This is a genomic window from Polynucleobacter sp. 39-46-10, from assembly GCF_002282275.1.
Genome location: NZ_NCJB01000076.1, coordinates 1 through 10,318, shown reverse-complemented (window position 1 = coordinate 10,318; position 10,318 = coordinate 1). Strand labels below are relative to the sequence as shown.

Below are 10,318 nucleotides of genomic sequence, written 5' to 3'. Positions count from 1 at the left end.
CTGCAAACACCTGCCCCGGTGATGGAATTGGTAGACGTGCCGGACTCAAAATCCGGTGCCGCAAGGCGTGGCGGTTCAAGTCCGCCCCGGGGCACCATCTCAAATAGGCTGTTATTAACGCCTCGAGATGCTAGAAATCTTAAATCTCGTAAGTTTCTGACTTGCTATTCATGGCTTGCTCAACAATTTTCTTGGTTAACGTTGGTGAGAATAGTTCGATGAAGGTATACACAAAAGAACGCAAGTAAGCGCCTTGTTTAACGCCTAGATGCGTTACGTTATTGCTGAACAAGTGCCCAACCGGAATGACTCGGAGATTGCGATCTCGATCTGCGTCATAGGCTAATCCGGCGACAATCCCCACGCCCATCCCCGTTTCAACATAGGTCTTGATCACGTCTGCATCAATCGCTTCCAAAATAATATCGGGGCTGAGATTGCGTTGTGCAAATGCAGCATCAATTTTGCTTCGACCCGCAAATGCTCTGTCGTAAGTAATTAGCGGGTACTTTGCAATTTCTTCCAAGGTAATTGTTGATTGGTTGAGGAGGGGGTGGCTCAGCGGTACCATAACGACGTGCTGCCATTGGTAACCCGGAAGTGCCAGCACGCCAGGAGTATTTGCAATACCCTCTGTCGCGATCGCAATGTCAGCACGATCATGAATGAGTAACTCTGCAATTTGCCCTGGACTTCCCTGTTGAATACTTACCCGAACCTTTGGGAAGCGCTTAGTAAATTCAGTAAGTACTTTGGGTAAAGCATAGCGAGCTTGTGTGTGAGTGGTAGCAATTACAAAGTTGCCCTGATCTTGACTGGCAAAGTCTTTGCCTACTCTGCGCAAGGTTTCCACTTCATCCAAAATGCGCTCAATTGAGGCGAGGATGCGTTTGCCCGGCTCAGTCAAAGAGCGGATACGCTTGCCGTGGCGACGAAATATTTCTACACCTAGCTCATCTTCCAGTTCAATAATGGCCTTAGATACTCCAGGCTGAGAGGTGAAGAGCGCCTTAGCAGCCGAAGTGAGATTAAAGTTTTGCCTTACGGCCTCACGAACAAAGCGAAATTGGTGCAAATTCATATGGATTCCATTGTTATATCAACTGCGATATAGGAATCAAATTCTATATGATTTTGGGGTATTAAGCCTTAGATACCCAACGTAAACCCACAATCGCCAGAATGAAATAGAGCAATGGAGGCGTGAGCGCAGTAAGCAGTGCGGGCCATGATCCCAGTAGCCCCACATTCGAGAAAAGGGAGTTGAAAAGTTGGAAGCTCATACCGAGCATGATGCCGCCGAATACCTTAATGCCAACGCTACCCGCCCGAACTTTTAGGTAGGCAAATGGAAGAGCCAGTGCCAGCATGACAAAAATCGTAAATGGATAAATAACTTTTTTCCAAAATGCAATCGAGTGCCGCTGCGCATCCTGCTTGTTTTCTCTTAAATGGGAAATAAAGCGACCCAAACTAAAGATCGACATTTTTTCTGGGTTGACTAAAAGTACGCTCAATATTTGTGGCGTGACCTCGGAATCTAAACTAACAATTGGGTGAGAAAAAGTTTGCGCTGAGTAGACTGGGTTCAGTGGGTCGATCTGCTTGCTTTCTTTAAAGCGAGTTTCTGTGACGTTATCCAGAATCCAGGTTCCCGTATGTTCAAAGCGTCCGGAAACAGCGCTACGAATGGAGAGTAAGCGATATGCATCATCAAACTCATACATGCGAATATTTTTGATTTCGTTATCTTGCTCGATTTTGCCAACGTTGACGTAACGAACCCCCGGTCTAATTGGTCCACTGCCATCCTCATCACGTAGGCGATCTTTTACCCATATTCCAGTTTTAAATTGGGAGCTGTAGGATGAGCCTAAAGCCTTCATGCGAATTTGATCTGACAAGTTTTCGGTGTAAGGCCCCAGCCATTCACTCATCACGAGCGTAACAATCACCAGTGGTAAAGAAATCTTAGCTAAGGTAGTTAATCCTCTACGCATATCCAATCCAGCAATGCGCAAAATCGTAAACTCAGATTGACTTGCTAGCATTGCAAATACATAGATGCTTCCAATCAAGCTGGCGATGGGGATGATCTCGGAAATGCGACTGGGTGCTTTTAATAAAACGTGCAACAGGGCCAATGGCAGGGTGTATTGCCCCTTAACTGAACCAAGCTCACTCAGAATGTCGAAAAACAAAAATAGCGCAACTAAGGCAAACAAGATAAAGCCGAATGCAGCATAGATCTGCCTGGCTAAGTAGCGTTCAAATATGTAGGGGAATAGAAGTTTCATCTATTTACCAAGAAGGAGGGTAACTGACGGCGCCACCATTTCAACGATGGATTGATGCGATTACGAATCAGTAAAAAAGCAATGCCAAAGGCTAGGGCGTGTATGGGCCAAGCTGCTACAAAAACATTTACCTTGCCTTGTGACACAAAGTTTTGGGTGAGATTGAGGAGGTTGCTGTAGATGAGATAAATCAGTACGGCATAAAACATCGCGGTGTAATTGCCTAATCTTGGGTTGACGTAAGCAAGCGGGATGGCAATCAACACCAGGCCTAACGCCATCAATGGCAAACCTATGCGCCATAACAATTCCGCGCGGTTGGAGTTAATCAACCAGGGTTCGCTAGTATTCAGTAGCTCGGTAATCGTTTTTTCTCTATCCCGTGGGGGCGGTTCTAAGGTTTCCTTCCGATGAATGTTGGTGCTGTACTCTGCAAATTCCAAAATTCTGAAATCCGGTTGCGTAGGCAGTCCCTCGTAACGACGACCGTTATTTAGCACAATCGATTTTCCGCCACCTTCTGCACCCTCAATAAATCCAGTGGAAGCAACGGCAACACTGAGCCGCCCATTTTTGGTTTCTGCGGAAAAGATATTTTTCACTTCGCTTTTATCAACATCCAACTCTTCAATAAAAAATACGCGCTCTGCTTTGGCTGATTCTCTAAACTGGCCTGCGGCGACCATAGAGACATCACTGCGTTGTTGAAAGCGTTGGCTGATGATGGTGGATTCGCGATTAGCCCAAGGCCAAACAAAAAGGGCTAGCAGGGCAATGATGACTATGAGGGGCGCCGCAAAGCGTAGGATTGGTCGAATCAGGCTGGCTATACTCAGACCGCTGGCAAACCAAACAATCATTTCGGAATCTTTGTACCAGCGAACTAGCACTATTAAGACGGCCACAAACAGGGATACCGTTAAAAGAACGGCCATATAGCCAAGCGTGGCTAGTGCAATTAAAACTAGCGCATCTTCTGGATTAACAGCCCCATTGGCCGCAAAGCCCAAAATTCGAATGACTAAGGTGGTAATCATGATAGTGACCAAGACCAAAAAAACGCCACCAGTCGTAAAACTGAGTTCTCGGCGAAGGGCTTGGTGAAAAATCATGAATAGATAATGGCTTGTCTGTTATTGGCTCACTCAAGATGTGAACCTGCATCTCGGAGGATAATGGATAAACACCTATTTTTTCCCTTGAATTGACTTAAAAATACCTCAAGACATCATGACTATTCAATTTAGTACTAAGAATTTCGCGCAAGCCGATCTGAATAACCCTAAGCAGCTCAAAGCAAGCCTCACCACTTTATTGGGGCAGAGCTCCGATTGCTTGGTTTTGGCCTACTCCAAGGCAGATTTAGATGCTCTGGCAGCCGCCAAATCGAAGTCTGGGCTTTTGGTCGAATTGGATCGCTTGCTTGGCGGCTCTGTCACTCATGCCAATCTTGTTGGTGACCTCGATGCCCAGCAGGCATCTACCTGTGTGCTTCGCGCTGAAAAATCTTGGGCCACTTCTGGTGTAAAGGTAAAACGTATTCTTTTAGTATCGTTGGGTGACCTTGCTCCTGCTAGTGCGCGCAGTTTGACGTCCTATTCAAAAATTGCTCGCGCTGCTTTGAAGCACTTGAGTGGCGGCCCCATCCAAAATGCTTTGTGGTTCATTCCGAGTTTTGCCTTGGGTCATCGCGCTGAGTTCATTGCTGAAGAAGTGCGTTTGACGATTCAATATGCAGGTGATCAAGCCTATCGCTTTGGTGTTCGTCAACCCGCCATGAAGTTCAAGGCCAAAGATAAGGCGGATACTTTTACACACCTCATTTTTGCTGGCAATGACACTTGCGCTAAAGAGCTTAAAGCTGCAGTACCAGAGGGTGCTGCAATGGTTGAAGGTATGCACTTGGCTAAAGACTTGGGTAATTTGCCCCCCAATATTTGTACGCCAACTTATTTGGGTAAAGCGGCACAGGGTCTGAGTAAAAAGACCGGTCTTAAGGTTGAGGTCTTGGGACGTAAGCAAATTGAAGCTTTAGGTATGGGTTCATTTTTATCAGTAGCTCAAGGTTCAGATACGCCACCACAATTTATTGTGATGCGTCACCAGGGTGGCAAGGTGGGTGAGGCTCCGATTGTGTTGGTAGGCAAAGGCATCACCTTTGATACCGGCGGTATTTCTCTAAAGCCTGGTGAGGCAATGGATGAGATGAAGTACGACATGTGCGGCGCCGCCTCCGTGATCGGTACGATGTACGCTACAGCTTTAATGAAGTTGAAAAAGAATGTCATTGGTGTGATTCCGACTTGTGAAAATATGCCTTCTGGTAATGCCACTCGCCCTGGCGATATTGTGAAGAGTATGTCTGGGCAAACGATTGAGATTCTCAATACCGATGCAGAAGGCCGCTTGATTTTGTGTGATGCCTTAACTTACGTTGAGCGCTTTAAACCTCAGGCTGTAATTGATGTAGCCACTTTAACCGGCGCCTGCATCATTGCATTGGGTCATGTGCATAGTGGTGTGTTCTCCGATGATGAGGGTTTAGTTGCCTCCCTCACTAAAGCCGGACATGCCTCTTTGGATACCGTCTGGCGTTTGCCTTTGGATGCGGCTTATCACGAACAGCTTAAATCGAATTTTGCAGATGTATCCAATATTGGTGGGCGCCCAGCAGGTAGCGTTACCGCTGCTTGCTTCTTATCACGCTTCACTGAAAAATATAAATGGGCTCACTTAGATATCGCTGGAACTGCCTGGAAGAGTGGCGCCGCTAAAGGTTCAACTGGACGCCCAGTGCCTTTGCTGGTGAATTATTTGTTAGATCAAAAGTAAGCGTAGAGAGTAATTCATGGCACGTATTGATTTTCATAGCAACGTTAGCGATAAGCTTGAATACGCTTGCCGCTTAACGCGCAAGATCTGGAGCGCTACATCTGCTGGCGAGCCTGTGCGTAATGTTGTGATGGTGGGTGATAAAGCAGATCTCAAAAAGTTAGATGAACTTCTGTGGTCATTTAGTGCAACAGATTTTTTGCCCCATTGTTTTATTGAAGATGAGGCTGCAATGGATACGCCCATCTTGCTAACAGATCACTTTCTGCCGCCAGCCTTGTCTCAGCTCCCGCATGCAGATATATTGATTCACTTAGGTATGAAAATGCCATCAGATGTACCAGCCTTGCTAGCACGCTTTCCTCGAGTGGTGGAGGTCGTTACCATTAATGAAGCTGAGCGCCTTGCGGGTCGTGAGCGATATAAGGCTTATCGTGACTTGGGTCATGAGTTGCATAATTTTGATCAATCTAAAGCGTGATTATTTGTCACTCCAAGTATGCTAATTCATCCAGAATTTGATCCTGCTGCAATTCGGATTGGCTCATTTGCCATTCATTGGTATGGCTTGATGTATCTTCTCGCCTTCACCCAATTTTTGTTATTAGGTCGTCTGCGCATCCGTGCTCCGCGATATCAATCCTTGGGTTGGTCATATAAAGATCTTGAGGATCTTTTATTTGCTGGAGTCTTGGGTGTGGTGCTTGGCGGACGCTTGGGTTACACACTGTTTTATATGCCAGGCTACTATCTCGCAAATCCTCTGAGTGTCTTCAAGATTTGGGAAGGTGGCATGTCTTTCCATGGCGGCCTTCTGGGCGTCTTATTGGCCTTGCTCTGGTTTGCCTATCGTCGCAAGGTCTCATTCTTCGTTGTGAGTGATTTAGTGGCGCCACTAGTTCCTTTCGGCTTAGCATTTGGTCGCTTGGGTAATTTCATTAATGGCGAGTTATGGGGAAGGCCAACAGACCTGCCTTGGGCTATGGTATTTCCAATGGTTGATTCCATTCCACGCCATCCCTCCCAAATTTACCAATTCTTGGGTGAAGGGATTTGCTTGGGGATCATTCTCTGGATTTATTCCAGCAAGCCGCGCAGGGTGGGGCAGATCTCAGGTCTATTTTTACTTGGTTATGGTCTGTGTCGTTTCTTGGCGGAGTTTGCTCGCGAGCCTGATGCCTTCTTAGGTCTCTTGGGTCTAGGTCTATCTATGGGGCAATGGCTTTCTGTACCCATGATTATTTTTGGAATTTACCTTATAGTTAGAGTAGGTACGAAAAACGGCAGTTATCAGTAGTTAAAATTCAGGTTTTCTAGGTCTTTTGTAGTCAATTCCCTAAAATTGACTAAATTAGCCAGTAAAACATGGGCTTTTTACTGAAATTGCCTAATTTCTGAGCATCTTTACTAAAACTGAAAGAAATCCATGTTGGAGAAGTTAACCAAAGCTCGAAATTTGTCCAAAGCAAATAACGCAATTAAGCGTTTGATATCCGAGCGAGGCGAATCGAATGCGCTCAGCATGGCTGACGATGTTGTTAATAAGTACCGTAAGTTGGCAAAAGATCAGCACGTTTCTTTTTTCAACTTTTTGTTTGAGAAGCTCAACCCTCAGGCAGATGCAGTGCTTAAGGCGGCACAAAATTTTGTTGCGGATTCCAGCGCGCGCAATTACATCCAATTGCAAAAGGTATCCGAGTCTCCCCGTCAAGAATTTTTTCGTCGCCTAAATCGCGCCAGTCAAGGTACTCTGGCTGTAGTTCAAATGCGTCGTGATTTATTACAGTTGTTAGATAAAAAACCAGGGTTGGCTGCAGTGGATTTCGACATGCGCCACTTGCTATCTTCTTGGTTTAACCCAGGCTTTCTCAAAATGCATCGGGTGGACTGGAAGTCTCCAGCGGAGGTGTTGGAGAAGTTAATTCATCATGAAGCGGTTCATGCGATTGACGGTTGGGATGACTTGCGTCGTCGTCTTCAGCCGGATCGTCGTTGCTTCGCTTTCTTTCATCCGCAGCTGCCAAGTGAGCCCTTGATCTTTGTGGAGGTTGCACTTCTGCCTGAAATCCCCACGGTGATTACGCCCTTGGTCGATAAAAAAGCAGAAACAGTTGATCAGGCATCTCAATACAAGGTCGCCGTTTTTTATTCCATCAGCAACTGTGAGCCTGGTCTTCGCGGCGTATCCATGGGGAACTTCCTGATTAAGCGGGTAGCAGAGCAATTGCATGCTGAATTCCCTGGAATCAAAACCTTTGTAACTTTATCGCCTATTCCAGGATTTATGGACTGGGTTGCTGCCGGTGCAAATTTAGGAGAAGGCGTTCCTGCAGAGCGTTTGAAGCCCAATCTAAAGGTGGTGCGTGATGCGGCTTTGGCGCTTCTTAAGCTCGATACTCAGTCTTGGAGTGAGCGACTAGCAGGTGGTTGGCATCCCGACTTGGCCTCCGAGAAAGAAAGAGAGGCCTTACTTTCTTTGGCGAGTATGTATTTGGGGCTTGCCTCAACTGGGCGCGATGGCAATCCTGTAGCGAAGTTTCACCTGGGAAATGGGGCAAAGCTGCATCTCATTAACTGGGCGGGGGATTTATCGCGCAAGGGTTTGCGCCAATCCGCCGGTCTGATGGTGAACTATTTATATGACTTGGGAAGCGTAGAGGATAACCATGAGCGTTTTGCCAATGGGGAAATTGTTTACTCCAGGGCGGTAGGTCGCTTGATGGCTCCCTAGTGTTTTCCCTTGTACGGACTTTTTGCAGTGGGTGTTAAGTGCCCTTAGAATGGGTGCTGTATTTATAAAAACGAAGTCAATCATTAGATTGATACTAAAGGAGACAAAGATGTTTAAGCAAAAATCCAAGGCATCACTTTTTTCTATAAGCACGTTAAAGAAATCGCTATTTCTTCTCTGTGCGGCACCACTAGCTGTAATGGCACAAGAATGGCCAGTTAAGCCGGTTACCTTTTTGAACCCGTTCCCTGCAGGCGGTGGAACAGATGCATTTGCTAGACCTTTGGCGGCTCAGTTAACCGAGCAGATGGGTAAGCAATTCATTATTGATAACCGTGGGGGAGCAGGTGGTACCGTAGGTGCTTCAGTTGCTTCAAAAGCAGCGCCAGATGGGTATACTTGGTTTATTGGGGCTTCTCACCACACGATTGCACCATCAATGTACAAAAATCTCGATTACGACATTGAGAAGAGTTTCATTCCAGTCGCAATGCTCGCCAACGTTCCCCAGGTTTTGGTAGTTAATCCACAGCGCGTGAGTGCGCGTAACGCTAAAGAGTTCATTGAGCTCATGAAGAAAAACCCTGGCAAATATAACTTTGCTAGCGCGGGTAGCGGTACTGTTCACCACTTAGCCGGTGAGTTATTTAAGATCCAAACAGGCACATTTATCACCCATATTCCTTACCGTGGTGCTGGCCCAGCAATGAATGACTTATTGGCAGGCCAAATTGATTTGGAGTTTGATGGTCTTGCTACATCTGCACCGCAAATTAATGCCGGTAAATTGGTGGCAATTGCTGTAGCGTCTACCAAGCGTTCATCCGCTATTCCTAACGTACCGACATTCCAAGAGGCAGGTTTGCCTGACTATGTAGTTTCAACCTGGTATTCCATGTTTGCTCCAGTTGGCACTCCAAAACCAATCGTTGACAAGATGATCGCTGAAGTGCAGAAGGCTATGAGCTCGCCGAAATTGAAAGCTATTTGGGAGAAGAATGGCTCTGAAATACCTAACCTATATGGTGAAGCTTTTGGTAAGCAAGTTCATGCTGACGTAGTGCGTTGGTCTAGCGTAGTTAAGAAATCTGGCGCTTCGCTGGATTAATTGGTAATCGTTTTAATTGATTGGTTTTTGAGGCTCTAATGAATTTATATTCGCTCTTGGAAAAAGGATTTCCAAAAGATAAACAAGCATGCGCATTAGAAACACATGATGGTCTGTATTACTCCTGGAGTGATGTAGAGCGTGCAAGTGCCAAGATGGCGAATTTTCTGAAGAGCCTCAAATTACCGGCTGGATCAAGGGTTGCGGTACAGGTTGAGAAATCTCCTGAAGCCCTTTTTCTTTATTTAGCAACGGTAAGAGCGGGCTATGTATATCTGCCCCTCAACACCGCTTACCAAGCCGCAGAAATTCAGTATTTTGTAGAAAATGCAGAGCCTGCTGTTTTAGTTTGTAGTAGTAAAAATTTCTCCTGGGTATCTAAGGTAGCCTTTAAAGCCGGCACTAAAAATGTATTTACCTTGGATGAGGATCGCAAGGGCACTTTATTAGAGCGCTCTTCCGGGCAAAGCGATAAGTTCAAAACAGTGACAGTTAAGGATGACGATTTAGCAGCAATCTTGTACACGTCCGGCACAACTGGTCGTAGCAAGGGCGCGATGCTGACTCATAAGAATTTGGGAAGTAACGCTCAAGTTCTGCAGAAATTCTGGGGTTGGAAAAAGGGCGATGTTTTGTTACATGCTTTGCCAATCTTCCATGTCCACGGTTTATTCGTTGCTGCTCATGGCGCCTTAATTAACGGCAGCAAAATGATTTGGTTGCCACGCCTTGATACTGCGCAATTGATTCATCACATGCCAAACTCTACAGTCATGATGGGTGTGCCTACGTTCTACGTTCGCTTACTTGCAGATAAGGGCTTTAACAAAAATGTCGCTCGTAACATGCGTCTGTTTGTTTCTGGTTCTGCGCCCTTATTAACCGAAACATTTAATGCATTTAAAGAGGTCATTGGTCAGCCTATTCTTGAGCGTTATGGCATGAGCGAAACCGTGATGTTAGTTTCCAATCCATATAAAGGTGATCGTGTAGGTGGATCAGTTGGCTTGCCTTTGCCAGGCGTGAAGGTTCGCGTAGTCGATGAAAACAACAAGCCTTGTGGTGTCGATGAAATCGGAAGTATTCAAGTCAAAGGGCCAAATATATTTAAGGGCTACTGGCGCATGCCAGAAAAAACCGCCGAAGAATTTACTAAAGACGGTTGGTTTAAGACTGGTGACGTTGGTCGTTGGGGTGGTGATGCAAATGGCGGTAAAGCACCTAAGGATTACCTTTGCATTGTTGGTCGCAGCAAGGATTTAATTATTTCTGGTGGCTACAACGTTTATCCAAAAGAAATCGAAAGCTTTATCGATGACATGGATGGCGTAGATGAGAGTGCTGTGATTG

General features: G+C 46.0%; 9 protein-coding genes and 1 tRNA gene. 7 read left to right on the top strand and 3 right to left on the bottom strand.

Annotated features, from left to right (window positions below; genetic code table 11):
* The first annotated feature begins 12 nt into the window (after window positions 1-12).
* Window positions 13-97 (top strand) — tRNA-Leu (locus B7X71_RS07865).
* 42 nt (window positions 98-139) lie between these two features.
* On the opposite strand, the gene B7X71_RS07860 is transcribed toward B7X71_RS07865, so the two are convergent.
* The 3 genes from B7X71_RS07860 to lptF all read right to left on the bottom strand — a co-directional run bounded on the left by B7X71_RS07860 (window position 140) and on the right by lptF (window position 3,409).
* Complete coding sequence (locus B7X71_RS07860; protein ID WP_293597956.1) at window positions 140-1,081, bottom strand: CysB family HTH-type transcriptional regulator; 942 nt, start codon at window positions 1,079-1,081, stop codon at window positions 140-142.
* Between the two features lie 61 nt (window positions 1,082-1,142).
* Window positions 1,143-2,297 (bottom strand): LPS export ABC transporter permease LptG, encoded by a 1,155-nt coding sequence (gene lptG / locus B7X71_RS07855; RefSeq protein ID WP_293597955.1) that lies wholly within the window; start codon window positions 2,295-2,297, stop codon window positions 1,143-1,145.
* Window positions 2,294-3,409 (bottom strand): LPS export ABC transporter permease LptF, encoded by a 1,116-nt coding sequence (gene lptF / locus B7X71_RS07850; protein ID WP_293597954.1) that lies wholly within the window; start codon window positions 3,407-3,409, stop codon window positions 2,294-2,296. The genes lptG and lptF overlap by 4 nt, the downstream gene beginning before the upstream one ends.
* A gap of 118 nt (window positions 3,410-3,527) precedes the next feature.
* On the opposite strand from lptF, the gene B7X71_RS07845 reads away from it, so the two are divergent.
* From B7X71_RS07845 to B7X71_RS07820, 6 genes are all read left to right on the top strand, one after another.
* The gene (locus B7X71_RS07845) at window positions 3,528-5,129 is read left to right on the top strand and encodes a leucyl aminopeptidase (RefSeq protein WP_293597953.1); all 1,602 of its coding nucleotides are present in this window, start codon (window positions 3,528-3,530) and stop codon (window positions 5,127-5,129) included.
* Window positions 5,130-5,145: 16 nt separating this feature from the next.
* Window positions 5,146-5,610 (top strand): DNA polymerase III subunit chi, encoded by a 465-nt coding sequence (locus B7X71_RS07840; protein ID WP_293597952.1) that lies wholly within the window; start codon window positions 5,146-5,148, stop codon window positions 5,608-5,610.
* Window positions 5,611-5,628: 18 nt separating this feature from the next.
* Window positions 5,629-6,426, top strand: coding sequence for a prolipoprotein diacylglyceryl transferase (gene lgt, locus B7X71_RS07835; protein WP_293597951.1), 798 nt, complete (start codon window positions 5,629-5,631; stop codon window positions 6,424-6,426).
* A gap of 129 nt (window positions 6,427-6,555) precedes the next feature.
* On the top strand, window positions 6,556-7,860 hold the full coding sequence (locus tag B7X71_RS07830) for a malonyl-CoA decarboxylase (protein WP_293597950.1): 1,305 nt from the start codon (window positions 6,556-6,558) through the stop codon (window positions 7,858-7,860).
* Window positions 7,861-7,969: 109 nt separating this feature from the next.
* On the top strand, window positions 7,970-8,968 hold the full coding sequence (locus B7X71_RS07825) for a tripartite tricarboxylate transporter substrate binding protein (RefSeq protein ID WP_293597949.1): 999 nt from the start codon (window positions 7,970-7,972) through the stop codon (window positions 8,966-8,968).
* A 38-nt stretch (window positions 8,969-9,006) separates the two neighbouring features.
* Window positions 9,007-10,318, top strand: a 1,312-nt coding sequence (locus B7X71_RS07820) for a malonyl-CoA synthase (protein ID WP_293600477.1), incomplete at its 3' end; no start/stop codon positions are given.